General features: G+C 75.2%; 20 protein-coding genes. 4 read left to right on the top strand and 16 right to left on the bottom strand.

Annotated features, from left to right (window positions below; genetic code table 11):
• The first annotated feature begins 177 nt into the window (after nucleotides 1-177).
• Together BCL65_RS17350 and BCL65_RS18490 are read left to right on the top strand one after the other, a co-directional pair.
• Entirely contained in the window at nucleotides 178-459 is a 282-nt protein-coding gene (locus BCL65_RS17350) for a hypothetical protein (protein ID WP_106269776.1), read from the top strand.
• Entirely contained in the window at nucleotides 456-2837 is a 2382-nt protein-coding gene (locus BCL65_RS18490; protein ID WP_106269775.1) for a nucleotide sugar dehydrogenase, read from the top strand. Before BCL65_RS17350 ends, BCL65_RS18490 begins: the two co-directional genes overlap by 4 nt.
• Here BCL65_RS18490 and BCL65_RS17340 read toward each other — a convergent pair.
• The 11 genes from BCL65_RS17340 to BCL65_RS17290 form a co-directional block, all read right to left on the bottom strand.
• Nucleotides 2771-3193 carry a YybH family protein gene (locus tag BCL65_RS17340; RefSeq protein ID WP_106269774.1) on the bottom strand — a complete coding sequence of 141 codons (423 nt, stop codon included), beginning with the start codon at nucleotides 3191-3193 and terminating at the stop codon, nucleotides 2771-2773. The two genes, BCL65_RS18490 and BCL65_RS17340, sit on opposite strands and share 67 nt — an antisense overlap.
• The gene (locus BCL65_RS17335) at nucleotides 3190-4188 is read right to left on the bottom strand and encodes a glycosyltransferase family 9 protein (RefSeq protein WP_106269773.1); all 999 of its coding nucleotides are present in this window, start codon (nucleotides 4186-4188) and stop codon (nucleotides 3190-3192) included. Before BCL65_RS17335 ends, BCL65_RS17340 begins: the two co-directional genes overlap by 4 nt.
• Nucleotides 4179-4904 (bottom strand): SDR family oxidoreductase, encoded by a 726-nt coding sequence (locus tag BCL65_RS17330; protein WP_106269772.1) that lies wholly within the window; start codon nucleotides 4902-4904, stop codon nucleotides 4179-4181. Before BCL65_RS17330 ends, BCL65_RS17335 begins: the two co-directional genes overlap by 10 nt.
• On the bottom strand, nucleotides 4901-7045 hold the full coding sequence (locus BCL65_RS17325) for a PfkB family carbohydrate kinase (RefSeq protein ID WP_106269771.1): 2145 nt from the start codon (nucleotides 7043-7045) through the stop codon (nucleotides 4901-4903). Before BCL65_RS17325 ends, BCL65_RS17330 begins: the two co-directional genes overlap by 4 nt.
• On the bottom strand, nucleotides 7042-8322 hold the full coding sequence (locus BCL65_RS17320; RefSeq protein ID WP_106269770.1) for a glycosyltransferase: 1281 nt from the start codon (nucleotides 8320-8322) through the stop codon (nucleotides 7042-7044). The genes BCL65_RS17325 and BCL65_RS17320 overlap by 4 nt, the downstream gene beginning before the upstream one ends.
• A complete protein-coding gene (locus BCL65_RS17315; RefSeq protein WP_106269769.1) occupies nucleotides 8319-9317 on the bottom strand; it encodes a glycosyltransferase in 999 nt (332 codons plus the stop codon). Before BCL65_RS17315 ends, BCL65_RS17320 begins: the two co-directional genes overlap by 4 nt.
• Nucleotides 9314-10345, bottom strand: a complete 1032-nt coding sequence (locus BCL65_RS17310) for a glycosyltransferase family 9 protein (RefSeq protein WP_106269768.1) — start codon at nucleotides 10343-10345, stop codon at nucleotides 9314-9316. The genes BCL65_RS17315 and BCL65_RS17310 overlap by 4 nt, the downstream gene beginning before the upstream one ends.
• Nucleotides 10342-11982, bottom strand: coding sequence for an HAD-IIIA family hydrolase (locus tag BCL65_RS18485; protein ID WP_106269767.1), 1641 nt, complete (start codon nucleotides 11980-11982; stop codon nucleotides 10342-10344). Before BCL65_RS18485 ends, BCL65_RS17310 begins: the two co-directional genes overlap by 4 nt.
• Entirely contained in the window at nucleotides 11979-13649 is a 1671-nt protein-coding gene (locus BCL65_RS17300; RefSeq protein ID WP_106269766.1) for a carbamoyltransferase family protein, read from the bottom strand. The genes BCL65_RS18485 and BCL65_RS17300 overlap by 4 nt, the downstream gene beginning before the upstream one ends.
• A 146-nt stretch (nucleotides 13650-13795) precedes the next feature.
• Nucleotides 13796-14338: a DUF2231 domain-containing protein gene (locus tag BCL65_RS17295; RefSeq protein ID WP_106269765.1), complete on the bottom strand. Its 543-nt coding sequence runs from the start codon at nucleotides 14336-14338 to the stop codon at nucleotides 13796-13798.
• The gene (locus BCL65_RS17290) at nucleotides 14335-15000 is read right to left on the bottom strand and encodes a PAS and ANTAR domain-containing protein (protein ID WP_165800073.1); all 666 of its coding nucleotides are present in this window, start codon (nucleotides 14998-15000) and stop codon (nucleotides 14335-14337) included. Before BCL65_RS17290 ends, BCL65_RS17295 begins: the two co-directional genes overlap by 4 nt.
• A 184-nt stretch (nucleotides 15001-15184) precedes the next feature.
• On the opposite strand from BCL65_RS17290, the gene BCL65_RS17285 reads away from it, so the two are divergent.
• Together BCL65_RS17285 and BCL65_RS17280 are read left to right on the top strand one after the other, a co-directional pair.
• Nucleotides 15185-15955, top strand: a complete 771-nt coding sequence (locus BCL65_RS17285; protein ID WP_106269763.1) for a PAS and ANTAR domain-containing protein — start codon at nucleotides 15185-15187, stop codon at nucleotides 15953-15955.
• A gap of 44 nt (nucleotides 15956-15999) precedes the next feature.
• Entirely contained in the window at nucleotides 16000-16863 is an 864-nt protein-coding gene (locus tag BCL65_RS17280; protein ID WP_106269762.1) for an SDR family oxidoreductase, read from the top strand.
• 114 nt (nucleotides 16864-16977) lie between these two features.
• On the opposite strand, the gene BCL65_RS17275 is transcribed toward BCL65_RS17280, so the two are convergent.
• The 5 genes from BCL65_RS17275 to BCL65_RS17255 all read right to left on the bottom strand — a co-directional run bounded on the left by BCL65_RS17275 (nucleotide 16978) and on the right by BCL65_RS17255 (nucleotide 21320).
• The gene (locus BCL65_RS17275) at nucleotides 16978-18171 is read right to left on the bottom strand and encodes an alcohol dehydrogenase catalytic domain-containing protein (protein WP_106269761.1); all 1194 of its coding nucleotides are present in this window, start codon (nucleotides 18169-18171) and stop codon (nucleotides 16978-16980) included.
• Between the two features lie 108 nt (nucleotides 18172-18279).
• Entirely contained in the window at nucleotides 18280-18987 is a 708-nt protein-coding gene (locus BCL65_RS18060) for a PAS and ANTAR domain-containing protein (RefSeq protein WP_181340748.1), read from the bottom strand.
• Nucleotides 18988-19085: 98 nt separating this feature from the next.
• On the bottom strand, nucleotides 19086-19787 hold the full coding sequence (locus BCL65_RS17265) for a GAF and ANTAR domain-containing protein (RefSeq protein ID WP_106269760.1): 702 nt from the start codon (nucleotides 19785-19787) through the stop codon (nucleotides 19086-19088).
• Nucleotides 19784-20536: a GAF and ANTAR domain-containing protein gene (locus BCL65_RS17260; protein WP_125206582.1), complete on the bottom strand. Its 753-nt coding sequence runs from the start codon at nucleotides 20534-20536 to the stop codon at nucleotides 19784-19786. Before BCL65_RS17260 ends, BCL65_RS17265 begins: the two co-directional genes overlap by 4 nt.
• 106 nt (nucleotides 20537-20642) lie before the next feature.
• On the bottom strand, nucleotides 20643-21320 hold the full coding sequence (locus tag BCL65_RS17255; RefSeq protein ID WP_106269758.1) for an ANTAR domain-containing protein: 678 nt from the start codon (nucleotides 21318-21320) through the stop codon (nucleotides 20643-20645).
• Nucleotides 21321-21393 lie beyond the last annotated feature (73 nt).

The raw sequence follows: 21393 nt of genomic DNA, 5'->3' as shown, positions 1-21393 counted from the left end.
GTGGCGTGACGCGGCCGCTCTCCTGGACCGACGCCGCCCCGTCCTCGAAGCCTGGCAGGTCGTCCTGCGCAGGCAACCCGTGCCGGCGGCATGCCGTGCGAGCCCGGGAGGACGGTGGCAGCGTGAGCGGTGCCGGGTCCAGCAGCGAGGCCGTGGGTGACTTCCCAGGAGGGGACCATGTCGGACTCACAGACCAGGACGACCACCGACCACGACGAGATCCGGAGCTGGGTCGAGGAGAACGGCGGGGCACCGGCGAGCGTGCGCGGCACGGAGCACGGTGACGAGGCCGGCGTGCTGCGGATCGACTTCCCCGGCGGCACGGGCGAGGACCAGCTGGAGCACGTCGACTGGGACACGTGGTTCGAGAAGTTCGAGGACGCCGGCCTGGCGTTCCTCTACCAGCCGCAGCGCGCCGACGGCGGTGGCAGCACGTTCGCGAAGCTCGTGCGGCGATGAGCGAGCGTCCCGCCCCCACCTTCCACCGTGCGGTCGTCACGGGCGGTGCCGGCTTCGTCGGCAGCCATGTGTGCGAGGCCCTGCTGCGTGCCGGCACCGCCGTCGTCTGCGTGGACGACCTGTCGAGCGGAGCCGCCGCGAACGTCGCCCACCTCGTCGGCGACCCGGGGTTCGGCCTGGTGCGCGCCGACATCACCCAGGGCCCCGTCCCGCTGGGTGAGAGGGCGCCCCGCGACGTGGACCTGGTGCTGCACCTCGCGTCGCCGGCCTCCCCGGTCGACTACCTCGAGCGGCCGATCGAGACCCTCGACGTGGGCTCCGTCGGCACCCGGCACGCCCTCGAGCTGGCGCAGTCCTGCGGGGCACGGTTCGTGCTGGCCTCCACCTCCGAGGTGTACGGCGACCCCGAGACCCATCCGCAGCGCGAGGACTACTGGGGCCACGTGAACCCCGTCGGCCCCCGCAGCGTCTACGACGAGGCCAAACGGTTCTCCGAGGCGCTCACGACGGCGTTCCGCGGCGACCGCGGCGTCGACACCGGCATCGTCCGGATCTTCAACACCTACGGTCCGCGGATGCGCGGGAACGACGGCCGGATGGTGCCGACCTTCGTGCGGCAGGCGCTCGCGGGAGAACCGCTCACGGTGGCGGGTGACGGGTCCCAGACACGGTCCGTCTGCTACGTCGACGACCTCGTGGAGGGCATCCTCGCCTTCGCCGCGAGCGGCCACACCGGGCCGATGAACCTCGGCAACCCCGAGGAGCTGTCGGTCGCGGAGGTGGCGCGGGACGTCCTCGCCGCGACCGGCTCCACGGCCGGGACGCGCCACGTCGACCTCCCGCAGGACGACCCGGTCCGCCGCCGGCCGGACGTCTCGCTCGCCCGGGAGGTGCTCGGGTGGCGCGCCCGGACCCCCTGGCGCGAGGGCCTCGCCCGCACGGTCGAGTGGTTCCGTGAGCACGACGACACCGACGCGGCCGCACCGGCCGGTCCCCACGGGCGGCGCGTGTCGGTCATCGGCTGCGGGTACCTCGGTGCCGTGCACGCCGCGTCGCTCGCCCGGCTGGGGCACGACGTGGTCGGCATCGACGTCGACGAGGCGCGCGTCGCGACGCTGTCCGCCGGGCGCGCGCCCTTCTACGAACCCGAGCTGGTGGAGCTGCTCGACGAGGGACGCCGGGCCGGACGGCTCCGGTTCTCGTCCGACACGGCGGACGTGCAGGGGTGCGACGTGCACTTCGTGTGCGTGGGCACCCCCCAGCGTGCCGGCTCCGGGGAGGCGGACCTGCGCCACCTGGACGAGGCCGTCGAGTGCCTCCTGCCGCACCTGCGCGCCGGCGACCTGGTGGTCGGCAAGTCGACCGTCCCGGTGGGCACGGCGCCGCGCGTCGCCGACCGGGTGCGCGCACACGGGGCGGACCTGGTGTGGAACCCCGAGTTCCTGCGCGAAGGCCATGCCGTCGCCGACACGCTGCGCCCCGACAGGTTGGTGTACGGCGTGGGCACGGGCGATGCCGGCCGCGCGGCGGCGGCACGCCTGGACGCGGTGTACGCGCCGCTCGTCGGGTCCGGCGTACCTCGGGTGGTGACCGACCTGGCCACGGCCGAGCTGGCGAAGGTGGCCGCCAACGCGTTCCTCGCGACCAAGATCTCGTTCGTCAACGCCATGGCCGAGGTCTGCGAGACCTCCGGCGGTGACGCCGTCGCGCTGGCCGGGACCATGGCGTACGACCCGCGCATCGGGGGGCAGTACCTGGGCGTGGGGCTGGGCTTCGGCGGCGGGTGCCTGCCGAAGGACATCCGGGCGTTCCTCGCCCGGGCACGGGAGCTGGGGATCGGTCCAGCGGTCGAGTTCCTCGAGCACGTGGACGCCATCAACGACCGTGCCTGCACCCGTGCCGTGGCGCTCGTGCGCCGGGCGTGCGGCGGCACGCTCGCCGGCGCCCGGGTCACGGTGCTCGGAGCGGCCTTCAAGCCGGAGTCCGACGACGTCCGGTCGTCACCCGCTCTGGAGCTCGCCGAGCGCCTGGCCGAGGGTGGCGCCCGGGTCGTCGTGACCGACCCGCAGGCCGTGGCGCACGCGCAGGAGCACCACCCGGCCCTCGGGTTCCAGGTGGACGTGGACGAGGCGCTGCGTGCGGCGGACGTGGTCGTGCTGGCCACCGCGTGGGAGGAGTACGTCCGGCTCGACCCGCACCGCGCGGGCGAGCTGGTCCGGCACCGCCGGCTGGTGGACACGCGCAACGCCGTGGACCCCGGCCCCTGGCGGGCGGCCGGCTGGTCCGTGGACGCTCTCGGCCGCCCGACGGGTCAGATCTCCGGCGTCGGCCCGGGCTCGACCGGAGCCTCGTCGCTCGCCCCGCCGCCGGCGCTGTAGGGACGCCCCGGCCAGAACGGCCACTCCTCGAAGTCGGCCACCCGGCCGTCGTCGGCGAAGCGCAGGACCCAGAGGTTCTTGTACTCCTGGGACTCCGGTGCGGTGTAGTGCACCCCCACGCGCACCACCGCGGTGACGCCGTCGACGGCCACGGGCTCGGCCGTCATCGTGAACGTCGCGCCGGCGTCGGTCGTCCAGAAGTCCTGGATGCTGGCCTGGCCCAGCAGCGCCCGCTCGTACGGCGAGCGGGCGTAGGAGGCTTCAGGGGTGAACAGGTCCGCCACGGCCCCGGCGTCGTTCTCGCGCCATGCGCGCTCGTAGCGGTCCACCCACTGCACGACCTGGTCATGTCTCATCTCTGCTCCTCCTCGTCGGTGGGCACCCCGACCGGTGCCCTCTGGAGGAGGTGGTCGACGGCGTCGACCACCTCCTCGGTGCGGATGCTCGCGAGGGCGGGGTCCACCGCGCTCCCGTGGGGGTCGCCGACGTACCCGGCCTCCCCGTGCCACAGGACGACGTGGCGGTCCTGGTCGACCGACGGGCCCCAGCGGTGCGGTGGTGTGGGCCCGAACAGGTGGACCGACGCCGTGCCGAACGCGGTGGCGAGATGGCCGACCCCCGTGTCCCCGCACACCACGAGCCGCGCCGCGGCGACGGTTCGTGCGAGCGCGGGGACGTCGAGGTGCCCGGCGAGGCTGGTGGCGGTGCCCGGGCCGGAGGCCGCGGCGGCCACACGGGAGCACGTCCCGGACTCCGCGGGACCCCCGGTGACCAGGACGTCGGCACCTCGTCCGGTCAGGTGCCGCACCACGGCGGCGTACCGGTGCTCCGGCCAGCGCCGCGCGGGGGACGCGGCCCCGGGGTGCACGACGACGTGGTGGCCCGGCGGACCCGTGCCCTCGAGCCGCAGGTCGGGCCGCCCGCACGCGCCGCCGGCGTCGCGCACCAGCCGGCACCACCGGTCCACCTCGTGCTCGTCGTCGTCCCACGCGGGGCCCGGAGTGCCGGTGACGGCGTCGGCGAAGGCGACCAGCCGTGCCGGCCGCACCGAGCGCAGCAGCCGGTGGCTCTGCGGGCCGGAGCCGTGCAGGTTCACCGCCACCAGGCCGTGGCGCCCGGCGTCCAGCACGCCGTGCGGCCACTCGGGCGAGTCCAGGCCCGACGTCGGCAGCACCTCGTCGACCAGGCCCAGGCCGCGCAGCCACTCGCCGGTGGCGGACGGCCCCGCCAGCAGGATCCGCCGACGGGGCCAGGCCCGGCGCACGCCCCGCAGGGCGGGCACGCCGGTCACGGCGTCACCGAGCCCCAGCGCGCGCAGGACCAGGACGCTGCCCTGCGGGCTCAGGGCCACGACGACTCGCCCGAGGCGGCCACCAGCATCTCGCGGATCTCGACGCCGACGGGCTGGCGCAGGGCCGTGACGGCGGCTGCCGCGGTGGCCCGGGGATCGGCGAGGTCGGCGTCCGGGCCGGGCTTGTACTGCTCCGGGCGTCCGTCGAAGAACGCGGTGCGCATCCCGCCCGGCACGAGGCAGGTGACGCCGACCCGCCCGGCGAGCTCGGCGGCCAACGCCTGCGAGAACCCCCGCACCCCGAACTTCGAGGCGCAGTAGGCGGTGGCGTCGGAGACACCCTTGAGACCCAGCGTCGAGGCGACGGTCACGACGGTGCCCCGCCGCTGCTCGAGAAAGGGCAGTGCGGCCCGCACGACGGCGACCGTGCCCAGGAGGTTGACCCGGACGACACGCTCCCAGTGCTCGACGGAGATCTCGGCGAGCGGGCCGCAGGCGTCCGTCCCGGCGGCGGTCACCACGGCGTCGGGCGGCCCGACCTCCACGGCGAGCCGCTCGACGGCGTCGGCCGCGGCGGCGCTGTCGGCCAGGTCGACCACGGCGTGGGGCACCTCCGCCGACGGCGGGACGCGGTCGAGGACGACGGGCTTGCCGCCGGCGGCGGTGACGGCCTCGACCAGCGCGGCACCGAGGCCGCTGGAGCCGCCGGTCACGTAGACGGTGCCCAGCTCCCGAGGAACCGGGGTCTCGGTGGGCGGTGCGGTGGCGTCGGTCATGCTCGTGCCTCCCTCGTGGTGGTGGCCGGCGCCCGGTCGGGCGCCGCGGGTCGTGCGGACCGGGGTGCCCGGTCCAGGATCGAGGTGGTCGACCTGCCCTCGACGAACGGCAGCAGGACCACCCGGCCGCCGTGCCGGCGGACCGTCTCGGCCTCCGGCAGCGGTCGGCGGGTGTAGTCGCCGCCCTTGGCCCACACGTCGGGGCGGAGCCGGTCGAGGACGGTCGTGGGGTCGTCCTCGTCGAAGACGACGACGTCGGCCACGCAGTCCAGCGCCGAGAGCACCCGGGCGCGGTCGGCGGCCCCCACGACGGGCCTGCCCTCACCCTTGAGCCGCCGGACCGAGTCGTCGCCGTTGAGCAGCACCACGAGGTGGTCACCCAGCCGTGCGGCGGCCTCGAGCGTGGCGACGTGCCCGGCGTGCAGGATGTCGAAGCAGCCCCCGGTCGCGACGACGGTCCCGCCGTCGGACCGCAGCCTTGCGGCGACGCTCTCCGGGGTGCGCTCGGTGGTGCCCGACCCCGACCGGGCGCCGGAGCCGCCGTCGGTGCCCACGTCGGACTCGTGCGTGGACCCGGGCGTGGACCCGTGCGCGGCCCCGCCCGGCCCGGCGAGAGCCGCCCGGCGGCGGTACCCCTCGGCGCCGCCCTCGGCGACCCAGGCCGTGGCGGCGTGCACCGCCCGGTTCACCACGTCGACCACGGACGTGCCGCGCGCGAGCTCGACGGCTGCCGTGGCCGCGAACCGGTCGCCCGCGCCGCAGGGATCGCCGGCGACGGCCTCGGCGGGCACGTAGGCGCTCTCGCCGGTCGCGCGCGCCAGGTAGGCGCCCCGGTCACCGAGGGTGAGGCAGACCGCCTCGGCCTCCCAGGCGCGGGCGAGCGACTGGGCCAGTCCGCCGGGGTCGTCGGCCACCACGGTCAGGCCGAGGTCCTCGGCGGCGCCGAGCGCCTCGGCATGGTTGGGCGTCACGAGCGTCACGCCCGGCACCGGCGCGCCGCCCCGGGGGTGCGGGTCCCAGACCACGGGCCGGTCGGCCGCCGCCGCGGCGACGGCGTCGCGCAGCGGGCCGGGGAGCGTGGTGCCCGCGCCGTAGTCGGAGACCAGCACGGCGTCGGCGTCCGAGAGCGCCTCCCGGACCCGCTCCACCGGGACGTCGCGCGGGACGGCGGGTCCGCCGTCGTCGACCCGGACCATCGTCTGGCCCCCCGAGCGCACCCGGGTCTTGCGGCGCGTGCCGCCCTCCTGGGGCACCTCGACGATCTCGACCGTCGGGCGCAGGAGGTTGCGCAGCTCGCGCCCCCCGGGGTCGGGGGCGAACGGTGCGAGCACCCGGACCTTCGCGGCGTCGGCCGCGAGGACGGCCGCCAGTCCCGCGCCACCGGGGCTGCTCCGCACGCCGAGCGTGTCGACGACGGGCACGGGGCCGTCGGGCGAGAACCTGGTGACCTGGCCGTCGACGTCCCGGTCGAGCAGGACGTCGCCGACGACGACCACGCGGGGCCGCCCGTCGTGCGGCGCGTGCGTCCCGTCCTGCGCGCCGGGCTCGGCCGTGACGTCGTGCCGCAGGTGGGCGTCGACGGCGGCGCACAGGGCGTGCGCCACGGACAGGTGCAGCTCCTGGACGGTCGAGGTGGAGCGACCGGGCAGCGCCATGGTGTCGTCGCACTCCTGAGCGAGGGGGCTCGGCGCCGGCCCGGTCAGCGCCCACGTGGTGATGCCGCGCTCGCGCGCGGCCCGGGCCGCCGCCACCACGTTCGCGCTCCGGCCCGACGTCGACAGCAGGACGAGGACGTCGCCCGACCGTCCGTGGGCGGCGACCTGCCGGGCGAACATCTCGTCGGGCCCGTAGTCGTTGACCAGGGCGGTCAGCGACGAGGTCTCCGCGTGCAGGGCGATCGCCGACAACGGCACCCGCTCCCGCTCGAACCGGCCCACCAGCTCGGCCGTGAGGTGCTGCGCCTCGGCGGCGCTGCCCCCGTTGCCGGCCACGAGCAGGCGCCCGCCGGCCAGCGTGCGCTCGGCCAGGTGCGCGCCCCAGGAGTCGATGCGGTCGGCCTCGGCGAGCAGTGCGTCCAGGCCGGTGTGCAGGTCCGCGAGGTGCGTGCGCAGCCAGTGCGACGCCTCGTCCCGTGCGCTCATCGGTCGTTCACCGCCCGGGACGCCCCGAGCTGCTCGGAGCCGCTCTCCGCACCGTCCGACCGGCGGTCGGCGACGACCGTCCCGTAGGCCTCGACGGTCCGTGCGGCGACGGTGGACCAGTCGTACAGGCGCTCGGCGCGGGCCCGGGCCGTGGCGCCCATCCGCTCACCGGCGGCGGGGTCGCTCTCCAGCTCCCGGAGGGCGTCGGCGAGGGCCTCCGGTTCCCGCGGCGGGACCAGGAGCCCGGTGCGGCCGTCCACCACCGAGTCGAGGAGGCCGCCCACGGCCGAGCCGACGACGGGGCGTCCGCAGGCCGCCGCCTCGAGCGGCACGATGCCGAAGGGTTCGTACCACGGCGTGCACACGACAACGTCGGAGGTGTGCATGAGGTCCTGCACGGCGTCCTGCGTCACGCTGCCGACGAACCGGACGCGGCCCTCGACGCCCAGCCGGCGGGCGACGTCCCGCAGCCGGCAGGCCTCCGCGTCGTCGACCAGGTCGTCGGCCGAGGGGCCGCCCGCGACGACGAGTTGCGCGGACGGCAGGAGTGGCAGGGCCGCGATGACGGTGTCGACCCCTTTGCGCTCGACGAGCCGGCCGACGGACAGCAGCCGCAGGGGAGCGCCGGGGCGCCGACGTCGACGCGCGGCGGGCGGCTGGAACGCGTCGACGTCGACGCCGCAGGGCACCACCTCCACGCGTTCCGGCGGGGCGCCGAGCGCCACGAGCTCGGACACCTCGTCCTGGCAGGTGGCGACGATGCCGTCGACGGCCCGGCAGAGCAATCGTTCGCGGGCCACCCGCTCGGGCGGACTGGTGTCGTGGACGCCCTGGTGCCGGCGTTTGACCGAGCCCAGCGCGTGAAAGGTCTGGACGAGCGGGATGCCGAGCGGGGGCGCGCACTGGAGGCCCGCGACCCCGGACATCCAGAAGTGCGCGTGGACGACGTCGGGCACGGGATCGCGCCCGGAGCCCAGCACGGACCGGTCCCATCGACGGCGCAGGTCGGTGCCCAGCTCGTCCATGTACGGCAGGAGGTCGTCCTTGGGCAGCGGCTCCGGCGGACCCGCGTCGACGTGCACGACCTCGACGCCCGGGGCGAAGGGGACGCGCTCCGGCAGCGCGGGGTCGTCGCGCCGGGTGTACACCTGCACGGAGTGGCCCTGGGCTCCCAGGCGGGTGGCGAGCGAGGCCACGTGAACGTTCTGCCCGCCGGCGTCCGGCCCGCCGAGCACGGCGAGAGGGCTGGCGTGCTCGGAGATCATCGCGATCTTCATGAGGTCACCTCCGTCAGGATGGCGTCCCAGCGGTGCAGGAACGCGTCGAGCGAGTAGTGCTGCAGGACGTGCGCGCGGGCTGCTGCGCCGTGCTCGCGCGCCTCGTCGGGCTCGGCCAGCCAACGGCGGGCGGTCGCGACGAGGGTCTCGGGCCGGGAGCTGAGCACCCCGGCGGTGGGGGGCACGGCGACCGGGGCCTCCGTGGTGGGCAGGGCGAGGACCGGCAGGCCGAGAGCCATCGCCTCCAGCAGCGCGAGGCCGAGACTGGTCCACCGGAAGGGGTGCAGGTAGGCGCGCGACCGGGCGAGGGCGTCGTGCATCGCGGCCTGCGGGACGTCGTCGTACAGCCTCAGAGGAGGAGCCCCGGGCACCGGCGGACGGTGGTTCCCGAGTCCCGTGACGCCCATGCCGTAGACGTCCACCGGGACGTGCCGAGCGACCTCGAGCAGCACGTCGGTGCCGGCCACCCGCCATCGGCGGACGGGTTCGTTCACGACGGCGGCGATCGTGTCCAGCTCGCCGGTACTCCGGTGGCCGGGGTCCGGGATGCCGTGGTCCACCACCAGCGTCCGTGCGTCGCCGGTGTCCCACATCAGGGCGTTGTACGCCGTGACGTGAACGACGGGCACCGTGCCGTCGGCGACGACGTCGAGGTCCGCCAGCGGGTGGCGGGTGGCCGCCGCCGGTCCCGTCGGGGCGTTGTGCTCGAGGTAGACGGCCGGCACGTCGCGGCCGGCGACGAGCCCGGTCCACCGGTGCAGCAGCTCCGGTTCCTCGGGCCGCTGGAGGACCACGACGTCGATCCCGCCGTCCGCGGCGAGCCTCGCCAGCTCGGCGGGGTCGGCCTCGCCGACCGAGCCCGGCCAGTCCCAGGTGCGTGCCCGGCCACGGCCGTCCGGCCCGCGCTCCGGGACCACGGGGACGACGTACTCGTGGGGGCCCGCGACGAACGAGGTGGTCCACGAGCCGTGCACGTGCCAGACGAGGACCCTCATGCGACCACCTCCGCGGGCACGGGAGCGAGCCGCTCGACGGCGTCGGCCACCAGGGCCGGAGCCACGGACGACAGGCACGGGTGCCCGGGCACCGGGCACTCGCGGGCGCGTGTGCCGCCGCACGCCGCGTGCTGGTCGCCCAGCAGCAGGGACGGGACGCCCCACGGGGCCCACCGCTCGGCGGGAACCACCGGGGAGAACAGGGAGACCACCGGGGTGCCGACGGCGGCGGCGAGGTGCGCGGGTCCGGTGTTGCCCGCCACGACGCATCCCGCACCCGCCAGGACCGTTGCCAGAGCGCCCAGGTCGGTGCTCCCGGCGAGCACCTGCGCGCGGCCGGCCGCGACGTGGACCGCCAGCTCTGCCTCGGCGGGCGAGCCGGTGACCACGACCCTGCGGCCGCGACGGACCAGCTCGGCCACGATCTCGCGGGCGTGGTCCGGCGCCGGGGCGCGCGCAGGCACCGAGGCCCCGGGGTGGACGACGACGTAGGCGTCGGGGCGGCGGGTCTCGGCCGACGGGACGTCGACCCGCAGGCGGCCGTCGTCGTCCGGCGGGGGCGGGAAGCCGGCCGCGCGGGCGAGGTCCGACGCCGCCTCGACCTCGTGCAGCCCGTCGGGGCGGTGGTGCCGCAAGTCGAGCAGCGAGCCCGGGTAGTCGACGCTCGTCGCGCTCACCCGGGGGATGCCGGCCCACCGGGCGAGCAACGCCATCAGCAGCGGGCTCTGGTGGAAGGAGGTGAACACGACCGCTTCGGCGTACCGCCGCTCGGCCAGCGTCGTGACGAGCGCCTGCAGCGTCTGCGCGTCGGCGTCGGGAGGGTCGAACCCGGACCACGGCGCGTCGAACGCCAGCACGGACCGGACGCCCGGCAGGAGCTCGCCGGCCGCGCGGGAGGCGGGGGAGGTGAGCAGGTCGACGGCGCCGCCGCGGTCCGCCGCCCCGTGAGCCAGCGCCCGGACCGCCGGACCGGTCAGCAGCACGTCGCCCAGGTTGTCGAGGCGGACCGCCAGCACGTCGGCGCTCATCGGGCACCCTCCTGGCCGGCAGACGTCCGGCGGCTGGTCCCCGACGTCGACAACCGGGGTTCGAGATAGCGCACCGCGGCGGCCAGGTCCGGTGCCACGACGGGTGCGTCGTCCACCTCGTCGCGTCGGGTCACGGCGGTGGGGACCAGGACCGTCTCGGCACCCGCGGCGATGCCGGCGGCGACGTCCGAGCCGATGTCGCCCACCACGGCGCAGCGCCAGGGCTCGACGCCGAGGGCGGTGGCCGCGGCCTGCACGAGGCCGGGGGCGGGCTTGCGGCACCAGCAACCGTCCTGGGGGGCGTGCACGCACACCTGCCAGGTGTCGAACGGTCCCAGCAGCTTCTCCACGTGGTCGTTCACCGCCTGCACCTGGGCACGGGTGAGCACACCGCGCGCCACCCCCGACTGGTTGCTGACGACGCCGAGGCGGACACCGCGAGCCCGGAGGACGTCGAGCTGGTCGAGGACGTCCTCGAGCGGCTCCACCCGTGTGGGGTCCCCGTTGTAGGGCACGTCGTGCACGAGCGTGCCGTCCCGGTCCAGCAGCACGGCGCTGATCGGGGGCGGCCACGGTTCGACGCCGCCGCGTCGCGCGAGGGAGCCGGCAGCCCGGTGGCCCACCGCGGCGAACGGGATCGCGACGCTGGTCCACGCCATGCGCCACACCTCCGTGCCGAAGCCGCGGTCGCCCGGGCGGGGCCCCGGGACGAGACGCCGGGCCAGGAAGTCCGCCGTCAGCCCCGCCCACACGCCCGCCCCGACGGCTGCCGTGCGGCGCCGGCCGGCCGCTGCGGCGGTGACGGCCAGCGCGGCGGTCCCGACCGTCGCCACGTGCCACGGGAGACGACCGGAGCCGGTGGCCGCCCGCTCGCGCCAGCGGCGGCCGTGCAGCGCCCGCATGAGGGCGTCGTCGCGGGCACCGACCTGAGCCCGCAGGCTGGCGGCACCGTCCGAGGGCCGTGGGGGGTGCGTGGTACGGCGCACCCCGCGCACCAGCCGCCACCCGGCGTCACGCACGCGCAGTGCCAGGTCGGCGTCCTCCCGGTAGGCCCGCGGGAAGCGCTCGTCGAAGCCGCCGACGTCCTCCAGCGCGCGTCGGCGGTAGGCCATGTCCGCCGTCGCCCACGCCGCCCCCTCGAGGGCAGCGGTGTTGCGCTCGGCGTCGGTCGGGCGACGGCTCTCAGGGAGCGGGACGTCGAGGTTGCCCTGCACGCCGCCGACGCCGGGCCCGGCCGCCGCGAGGTCCGAGGCGAGCCCGGCGGCCCAGTGGCGGGGTACCTCCACGTCGTCGTCGAGGAACACGACCCACGTGGCTCGCGTCGAACGCCAGCCGGCGTTGCGGGCCGCCGCCGGGCCGCGGCCGCCCGTGCGGACGACCTCGGTGTGGAGCCGCGCGCCGGCCTGGCCGAGGTCGAGCGGTGGGGGGACCTCCGCCGGCTGCGGCGAGGCCGGGACGGGCCGGTCGTCGACCACCACGACCTCGGGCAGCGGGGAGGGCTCGGAGCCGGATCCGAGGGGCAGGGTCGCGACGAGCGAGTCCAGGAGCAGGCGGAGCGAGGGTCGCCCGACCGTGGGGACGACGACGGCCCAGGTGTCGAGGGTCGGGTGCGACGTCTCCGGGGTGGTCGCCGTCACGAGCGTCCTCCGTCCGTCAGGTCTCCACGGCGCACGAGGTGCGGCCCCATGACGAGAGCGTCGACCGGTGCCGAGCCGAACAGCTCGAGCGCGTCGCGTGGGTCGTCGACGATCGGGCGACCGGCCGTGTTGAGGCTGGTGTTGACCACGACGGGCAGCCCGGTGCGGTCCTTGAAGGCGCGGATCATGGCCTGCAGCCGGGGCATCCCGTCGTCGACCGTCTGGATCCGTGCCGTGCCGTCGACGTGGACCACGGCAGGGATGCGCTCGCGCCACGCCGGGGCGACGTCGTGGACGAACAGCATGTAGGGGCTGGGGATCGGGCCGCCGGCGAAGATCTCGGGGGCGTCCTCGAGGAGGACCATCGGTGCCACGGGCCGGAACTGCTCGCGGCCCTTGACGTCGTTGAGTCGTTCCACGTTGTCGGCCCTGCCCGGGTGCGCGAGCAACGACCGCTGGCCGAGGGCACGCGGGCCCATCTCCGCCCGGCCGTCGAACCATCCGACGACACCGTCGGCCGCGAGCACGTCGGCGACCTCGCCGGGCAGGTCGGCCGGGGTGGAGAAGGGGATGCGGGCCGCCCGCAACCAGGCCGCCAGCTCGTCGTCGTCCCAGGACCGGCCGAGCGCGGCCGACGTCAGGGGCTCGACGGTCTCGCCCGCCTCGGCCGTGAGCTGCAGGGCCGCGCCGATCGCTGTGCCGGAGTCGCCGGCGGCCGGCTGCACCCACACCTCGTCGAAGGGGCTGTCGCGCCACACGCGGGAGTTGGCGACGCAGTTGAGCGCGGTCCCGCCCGCCATCGTCAGGACCCGGTCACCGGTCTGCCCGTGCAGCCACGTGGCGAGCTCGACGAGGACCTCTTCCAGGCGGGCCTGCACCGAGGCCGCGAGGTCCGCCTGGTCGCGGGTCATCCCACCGTGCCGGGCGTCACCGGCGCCGGCCTCGGCGGCCGGCGGGGCCCAACGGCTCCAGTCCGGCGGCTCGGCGACGAAGCCGCCGTCACCGGTGGGACGCACCACCTCGCGGATCTCCGCCAGGAACCGGGGCCGGCCGTAGGAGGCGAGCGCCATGACCTTGTACTCGTCGCTGGAGCGCAGGAACCCGAGGTGCTCGGTCAGCGACTCGTACACCAGCCCGAGCGAGTGGGGGAGCTCCTGGCTGGCGAGGACCTCCAGGCGGCCGTGATCGTAGCGCCCGGCGAGGTGGGAGGACCGCTCGCCGCGGCCGTCGAGGGAGAGCACGCTGGAGACGGGGAACGGCGCCGCGAGTGCCGCGGAGGCCGCGTGGGCGACCTCGTGCGGGACGAAGCGCACCGCCGCGGGGGAGAGGCCCGGCAGCGCCGCGGCGAGGAACTCGGGTGCCCGTTCCGCGTAGCGCACGCGCAGCCAGTCCCACGGGTCGTCCAGACCCATCTCCTCCGCCGGCTTGGCGAGCGCCGGGTCGAACGAGTACGCCACCGCGTCGAGGTCGGCCGGCCGGAGGCCGCCCACCTCGAGGCACCAGGCCGCGGCCCGCTCCGGCAGCTCCCACGCCGCGAAGGGCACCGGGCGCTTGCCGTGCTTGCGCCGCGAGAAGCGTTCCTCCTCCGCGGCGGCGACGACGGTGCCGTCCACCACGAGGGCGGCGGCGGGGTCGTGGAAGAGGGCATTGACGCCGAGGACGCGCATGACCGACGCACCTTCCGACAGGGTCGGACAGGCTCACCGAAGCCGTCCGACGGTCGACGGGTCGTCGCTGCTGCAACCCGTCCACACCGTCACCCCGAGAAGCGCTTCTTCGCAAGACGAACCGCTCCTGCGTCCGGCGACGTCCGTCAGGGCAGCTCGGCGGGCTCCTTCATGCCCAGCGCGACGTGGCCGCCGAGCAGGGCTCCGAGCCCGGCGGCCGCGAGGCCGGCGGTCGAGAGCAGGACACCCGTGCGCTGGCGCCCGGAGCGGCGTGCGACCCAGGACGAGACCATCAGGGCGTTGCCCACGCCGTTCGTCGTGGCGTGGACGGCCGCGACGCGTCGTGCGGACCGGGTCAGCGCGCGGTAGTCGGTCAGCCCCGTGACCACCGTGGGAACGGTGCTCAGCACGCCCAGCCCGACGAGCCGCCGTGCGGCTGTCGCGTGGCCCGGCGGGCGCGTGAGGTCCAGGAGCGCCGCGCCGACCCACAGGCCGACGGGGAGGTCGGTCAGGGCAGCGTGCAGCGGATGGCCCAGCGACCGTCCGCGCAGCTCGTCGTAGAGCGGCCCGGCGGTCGGTGTCACCTGGCGCGCGGCCCGCAGCACGACGCCGGACAGCCCGTCGGCCGACTCGCTGCGCTCCAGCCGCTCGAGCACGCCGGTCAGCGGTCCGCGCCGTCCGCCGGTCATCGCGACTCCACGGCGCCGTGTTCCTCCAGGCCCCGAAGGAAGGCCAGGACCGCGTCGCGCGACGGCGTCTCGGCCTCGCGCGCGCTGGTCATCAACCAGCCGGCCAGCACCCTGAGCGGGGTGTTGGTGTCGTTGGAGAGCCGGCGCAGGATCTGGAACGCGCCGTCGTCGTCGACCCCGAGGACCATCATGAGGACGCCCTTGGCCTGCTCGATGTCGCGTCGGCTGCGGGCCGCGGCCTGGATGGAGGCGTTGGCCTCCTCCGAGGCCAGGTGGCGCACGCTCGTCGTCAGGTCCAGCAGGTAGCCGGTGACCTCCGTCACCGTGCCGTCGTCGTCGCACCGCCCCCTGCCGACCGTGGCGACGACGTGGCCCTCGCCCTGGGCGTCCACGATGCGGTGGATCATCGCGAACGGCTCCTCGCTGCACCGTGCCTCGTCGAGAACCGCCTGCGCGTGCTGGCGGTCGTCGGGGTGGCTGTGCGCCAGGACGAGGTCGCTCGTCGGCACCACCTCTCCCGGCGCGAACCCGTGCATCTCGTAGACCACGTCGGACCACCACCACTCGTCGGTGGCGACCGTGACGCGGAACTCTCCGACCGAGGCCTGGTCTCCTCGGGACAGCACCTTCGCCAGTGTCTCGTCGTCCGGGACCGTCGTCATCTTCACTCCAGGAGGCAGGGTGGTGGCCGCTTCATGACCGCACTTCGACGCTACGCCCCGCAGCCCGGCGCGACAACATCGGACGCGGCGCGAGGTCGTCGGTTGGCGCGGTCGCCGGGCCGGGGCTAGCGTGGCGAGCGAGGTCAAGGAGCGGCTTCGGACTTCGTCCGGACGGAGACTGACCATGGCACAGACCACGGAACCGCTGACGACCACCGCGACCGATCCCTTCGTCGCCCCGCACCCGGACCAGGCGGGGCCGGTGACCGCCGAGGAGCTGGCGAGCACGCTCGCGGTGGGCACGGGGGTGCTCGTCGGGCGCTACAGCGTCGACCTGGAGACGGGTCGGTGGTGGTGGTCCGAAGAGGTCACCACGATCCACGGGTACGAGGCCGACGAGGTCTCGCCCGACCCCGACGTGCTGCGTCGCCACCAGCACTCCGACGAGCGGGAGCGGCTGGTGAAGGAGTCGCTGGCGGCCCTGCGCTCAGGACGCGCGTTCGCCTGCTCGCACCGCATCGTCGACGCGCACGGCCGCACCCGGGACCTCGTGGTCACCGGCCAGGCGCGGCGCTCGCGCGAGACCGGCGGCGAGCAGGTCGTCGGGTACATCGTCGACATCACCCCGGTGCGCAAGCAGGCCGTCGAGCAGCAGGTGAAGCGGGCCATCGACGCGGCCTACGTGTCCGCTGCCGCCATCGAGCGCACCAAGGGGGTGCTCATGGCGGTGCACGGCCTCGACGAGGACGCGGCCGAGGCCATGCTGGTGCAGCAGGCCGGCGCCACCGGCGCCGGGCTGCGGCAGACGGCCGCCCAGGTCATGACGCAGCTCGCCTCCGGACCCGGCCTCGGGCAGGACGCCTGCAAGACGGTCGACCAGACCTTCGACGCGGTCGTCCCCGACCGGCGCCCGCACATGCGCGAGGCCCAGCTGGCCCGGCGGCGCGCGAGCTGACAAGTAGCCCAGCGACGGCGCACACGAGACCGAGGAGGTAGGAGATGACGGACGAGCAGCGGGCCTTCCCCGCGCAGCAGCAGGACCCGCCGGGGTGGACGGGGCAGATGAGCCCGCGGCCCGACCACGGTGAGGAGAGCTACCGCGGGTCGGGCCGCCTGGTCGGACGGCGGGCGCTCGTCACCGGCGGCGACTCGGGCATCGGGCGGGCGGTCGTGATCGCCTTCGCCCGGGAGGGCGCGGACGTGGCGATCAGCTACCTGCCGGAGGAGCAGCAGGACGCCGAGGAGGCGGCGCGCTGGGTCCGGGAGGCCGGCCGGACGGTCGCGCTCCTGCCGGGGGACATCACCGACGAGGCCACCGCGCGGGCGCTGCCGGAGCGGGCGGCCGAGGCGCTGGGCGGCCTCGACGTGGTGGTGAACAACGCCGGCTTCCAGATGGCGCGCCGCGAGTCGATCGAGGACGTCACCACGGCGGAGATCGACCGCGTGCTCAAGACGAACCTCTACGCGCTGCTGTGGGTGACGCAGTCGGCACTGCCCTTCCTGAAGGAAGGATCGGCGGTGATCAACAACTCGTCGATCCAGGCCTACCAGCCGTCGACGTCGTTGGTGGACTACGCCTCGACGAAGGCGGCGATCAACAACCTGACGGTCAACTTGGCGGCCGAGCTAGGCCCCCGAGGGATCCGGGTCAACGCCGTGGCGCCCGGACCCATCTGGACACCGCTGCAGCCCGCGACCCAGCCGGAGGAGAAGCTGGCGTCGTTCGGCCAGGACACCCCCCTGGGGCGCGCCGGCCAGCCGGCCGAGGTGGCGCCCGCCTTCGTGTTCCTGGCGTCCTCCTCGGAGGCGAGCTACGTGTCCGGCACGGTGCTGGGCGTGACCGGGGGCAAGCCGGTCTTCTGAGGAGCCTGTCGCGCGATCACGCCGAGAGGGCGGCCCCGGCCAACAGCGTGCCGGGGCCGCCCTCTGCGCGTCGCCGAGCCTCTCCGCGTGCTCGGACCGTCCGGACGACGGCCCTCAGGCCCAGGGGTCGAGCACGACCTTGATGCAGCCGTCCTCCTTGCGCTGGAAGGTGGCGTACGCCTCCGGGGCGCTTTCGAGCGGCACCCGGTGCGTGCGCAGGTCGAGCACGCCGAGCGGGTCGGCCGCGTCCTGGGCCAGCGGCAGGAGGTCGTCGACCCACCGGCGCACGTTCGCCTGCCCCATGCGCAGCGTCACCTGCTTGTCGAACAGCTGCAGCATCGGCAGGGGATCGAGGGCACCGCCGTAGACCCCGGAGATCGACACCGTCCCGCCCCGGCGGACGAGGTCGAACGCTGTGCGCAGCGCGGCCAGGCGGTCGGTGGCGGCGCGCTCGGTGAGCGGCGCGGCGACGGCGTCGGGCAGGAACCCGACGGCCTTCTGGACCGTCTCCGCCGCGGGGGAGCCGTGCGCCTCCATCCCGACCGCGTCGATGACGGAGTCGGGTCCCCGCCCGGACGTGAGGTCCCGGACGGCCGGCACCAGCGCCCCGGCGGCCTGCGGGTCGAGCGTGGTGACCCCGTGCCGCTCGGCCATGGCGCGGCGTTCGGCGACCGGTTCGATGCCGATGACGGTCCCGGCCCCGCGGTGGAGCGCCACCCTGGCCGCCATCTGGCCGACCGGTCCGAGCCCGACGACCACCACGCTGCCGCCCTCGGGGACGTCGGCGTACTCCACGGCCTGCCAGGCCGTCGGCAGCACGTCCGAGAGGTAGAGGTAGCGCTCGTCCGGGGCACCGTCGTCGGGCACCTTGACGGGCCCGTAGTGCGCCTGCGGCACGCGCAGGTACTGCGCCTGGCCGCCGGGCACCTGTCCGTACAGGCGGGTGTAGCCGAAGAGCGCCGCACCCTTGTCCTGCGAGCGGACCTGGGTCGTCTCGCACTGGCTCTGCAGACCGCGGGTGCACATCCAGCACCTGCCGCACGAGATGGTGAAGGGGACCACCACCCGGTCGCCGACCTGGAGGTCACCGGCGGCGGGGCCGACCTCCTCGACGACGCCCATGGCCTCGTGCCCGAGGACGTCACCCGCGTCGAGGAACATCCCGAGCACGCCGTACAGGTGCAGGTCGGACCCGCAGACGGCGGTCGACGTGACGCGGACGATCGCGTCGGTGGGTTGTTCGATCCGGGGGTCGGGGACGTCCTCGACCGAGACCGTCTCGCGTCCTTGCCAGGTGAGCGCACGCATTCGTCTCCTCGTTCCGCAGGGGGAGCCGTGTGCCGCGCTTCTCGAGCACACGTCCACCTTGCGGCGGGACGCCGGTCGTTGCCACTCGGGCCCGGGTCGGTCAGGGCGTCACGAGGCCGTGACCGACCGCGCGCCTGCGCCCCGGGGTGACCTGCCGTCCTGCGCGGGGACGCCGGCGAGGAGGTCGTCCAGCCGCGCACGGCGCCCTGACGTGCTGCTCGTGGCGGCGTCCAACGCGGCCTCCGCGATCTCGCGCAAGGGGGTGTTCTGGTCGTTCGATGCGACCCGCATGACCTCGAACGCCGATTCCGGAGAGATCCGGTAGACGGCGGCGAGCGCTCCCTTGGCCTGCTCGATGACGCCGCGGCTGCGTGCGGACGCCCGGATCTGCTGGTTGGCGACGGCGCCGGCCCGCTCCTCGACCGTGGTGCTCACGTCCGTGGCGTACCCGTGCAGGACCAGCTCGCCGCCGTCGCTGACCGGCTCGACCATCCCGCCGACGACGACGGACCGCTCCGTGCCGTCCGCCCCGATCAACCGGTACATCGCGCCGAAGGGCTTGTCCGTCCGTCGTGCCGCGGCCAGGAACCGGGCCGTGCGGGGCCGGTCGTCCGGGTGGTGGTGGGCCAGGACGAGGTCGGTGGTCGGGACCACCTCGCCCGGGGCGAACCCGTGCAGGGCGTAGATGTCGTCGGACCACCACCAGGTCCGCGTCGCCAGGTCGAGCCGGTAACGACCGGTCGGGCCCGCACCTCGTCGGCCACGTCGGGCGTCAGGTTCGTCGAAAGACACGCCGTGCTCCAGTCTGCGTCTCACCGTGGAGCCGCTTCCTGACTCACCAGGGAAAAAAGTACAGACCGAAACGGCCGAACGCACGTTTGACTGCTGCGCCCTGACCGTCCGCCGGGCGAGGCTCAGCCCTCCTGCGCCTCCTGGAGCACGGAGCGTGCCGTCTCCGTGACCGTGGTGCCGGTGCGCAGCGACCGCTCGACGAGCGCGTCGTAGGCCCGGGCCATGTCGAGGTCGAGACGTTCGGCCAGGGCGCCCTTGGCCTGCTCGATGACCACGCGTCCCGCCAGCGCGTGGTCGATGCGGCGGGCGATCTCGTCCTCGCCGAGGGCGTCGGGCTGGGTCACCACCAGGGTGAGCATGTCCGCCACGGCCTGGGCGGCCCGCGCGGTCTCGGGCGTCGCCTCCAGGTCGTGCCGCGCGAAGATGTTCAGGCCGCCGACGACGGCGCCGCGCCACGCCAGGGGGAACGCGTGCGCGCTGCGCAGCCCGGCGTCGACGATCTCCCGGCCGACGGCGGGCCAGCGCTCCAGGAGCTCCTCGCGGCCGACCGCGGCGACCGGCGCCCCGGTCACGACGACGTCGACGCACGGGCCCTCGACCCGCTGGGCCTGGTACACCTCGAGATGGCTCGCGACGTGGTCGGTGGCGGCGAGGACCTCCAGACGGCCGGCGCGGTCCGCCCTGACCAGGAGACCCCCGACGTCCCCGCCGAACGTGCGGGTGGCCTGCTGGGTGAGTCGCAGGAGCAGGTCCGTGACGTCGTGGCCGTGGACCAGCGCGGAGGCGGCTCCGGCCAGCGTGTCGGTGGGTTCTTGCGGGGTCATGGCTCCTCGGTTCGGTCGTTGTCGTCCGACGGCTGGTCCTGCTCCTGGTCCTGGTCCTGCTCGTGATGCTGCTCGCGCTCCTTGCCCCGGTCGTGCGAGAAGGCCATCCGCCGCGCCAGCACGTCCTCGGCCACGGTCTGCAGGTCGGTGGAGCGGGCGAACGCATGGGCCCGCAGGACCGCCAGCGCGTCGTCGGGGTGGATTCGCAGCTGCGCCGTCACCATGCCGGTGGCCTGGTGGACGTGCGACTTCTGCGACCAGTCCAGGGCGTCGAGGTCGTTCATCAGGGAGGTGCCGACCGCGTCGGCGAGGAACTGGATGTCCGCGCTGCCGCGCGACAGCTGCCCGCTGGTGAGGTACAGGCTGAGGACCCCGACGGTCCGTACCCCCGCGTGCATCGGCACGGCGTAGACGGTCAGGGGCCCGCCGACGGCCTTGGCGGCCTCCTGGGCGAACGTCGGGAAGCGGTTCGGCGAGTCCTCGACGCGTGCCACGACGAGGCGGTCGTCGTGGATCGCCTGCGGCACGGGACCCTCGCCGAGCAGCTCCTGCAGGGCGTCGATCTGCGCGTACGTGGTGGAGGTGCTCACGACCATGCGGTCGCCGGGCACCGACGCCACGGCGAGCGTGCCGCCGTGGCCGTCGACGATCTTGACGACGGCCCGGCACAGCCGGACGGCGAGCGGCTCCTCGGCGTCGGCAGAGGCCAGCGTCTGGGCGAGCAGACCCAACAGCTCCGTAGGGCTCAAACCAGCCGTCACCTCGTCTCGTCGTCAGCTTCAGTGTTCCATCATCGGCCCGTGCCGACGCATCGGCACACGCCGGCGCGGGCGGAGGGCGGGTTCCCGGCGGCACTCACGGGCCGGGGAGGCGGTCGTCGACGATGTTCCCCGTGCCGTAGGCCACCAGCGAGCGCAGCACGGTGGTCGCGATCTCGCGTTCGGGGACGCCGCGCCGCCGGGCCGCGGACCGGATGAGCTCCTGCGCAGCCTGCTCGGAGCACCCGTTGGTCTCCATCACGGCGCCGACCGCCTGCTCGAGGATCGCGGTGTGCGAGGCACCGCGGAACAGGGCGCCGGCCGCGTCGTCCAGGTTGGCGAACTCGAGCTGGAGGCGCACCGCCCCGGCGATGAGCCGGGAGTACTCCTCGGCGGCGCCGACCAGTCGCTCGCCCCACGGACCGGGCGACCGCGAGTACAGGTTGAGCGCCACCGCGATGCCGGGTGCCACCTGCGACGGGACGGCCAGCGCCTTGACGAAGCCCGCCTCGAGGCTCTGCCGGCGCCACTGCAGCCATCGGTCCTCGTCCGCCACGGCGGCGACGTCCACCAGGAGGCCGCTCACCATGGCGTCGATGCAGGGCCCGTCGTCCGCCATCGCCTCCGCCCGGTCGCACCGGGCTGCGTCGTCGCTGCTGCTCCCGGCGTGCACGGTGAGCCCGTGCTGGCGCAGGGTCACGCTCGCGTCCAGATCGTCGCCCAGCACCCCGGCGGACCGGGCGGCACACTCCTGCAGGTACCCCGAGAGGGTCATGGTTGCCTTCCCGTGGCGGGTCGCGCCACGCGAGCAGGCGTCCGTGACCGGTCGCCTGTCTCCACGGTACGCC

The organism is Isoptericola halotolerans, assembly GCF_003003075.1.
In the GTDB taxonomy this organism is placed as follows: Bacteria; Actinomycetota; Actinomycetes; order Actinomycetales; family Cellulomonadaceae; genus Isoptericola; species Isoptericola halotolerans_A.
The sequence above is the reverse complement of the archived record's forward strand: the minus strand, read 5'-3'. Positions and strand labels throughout refer to the sequence as shown.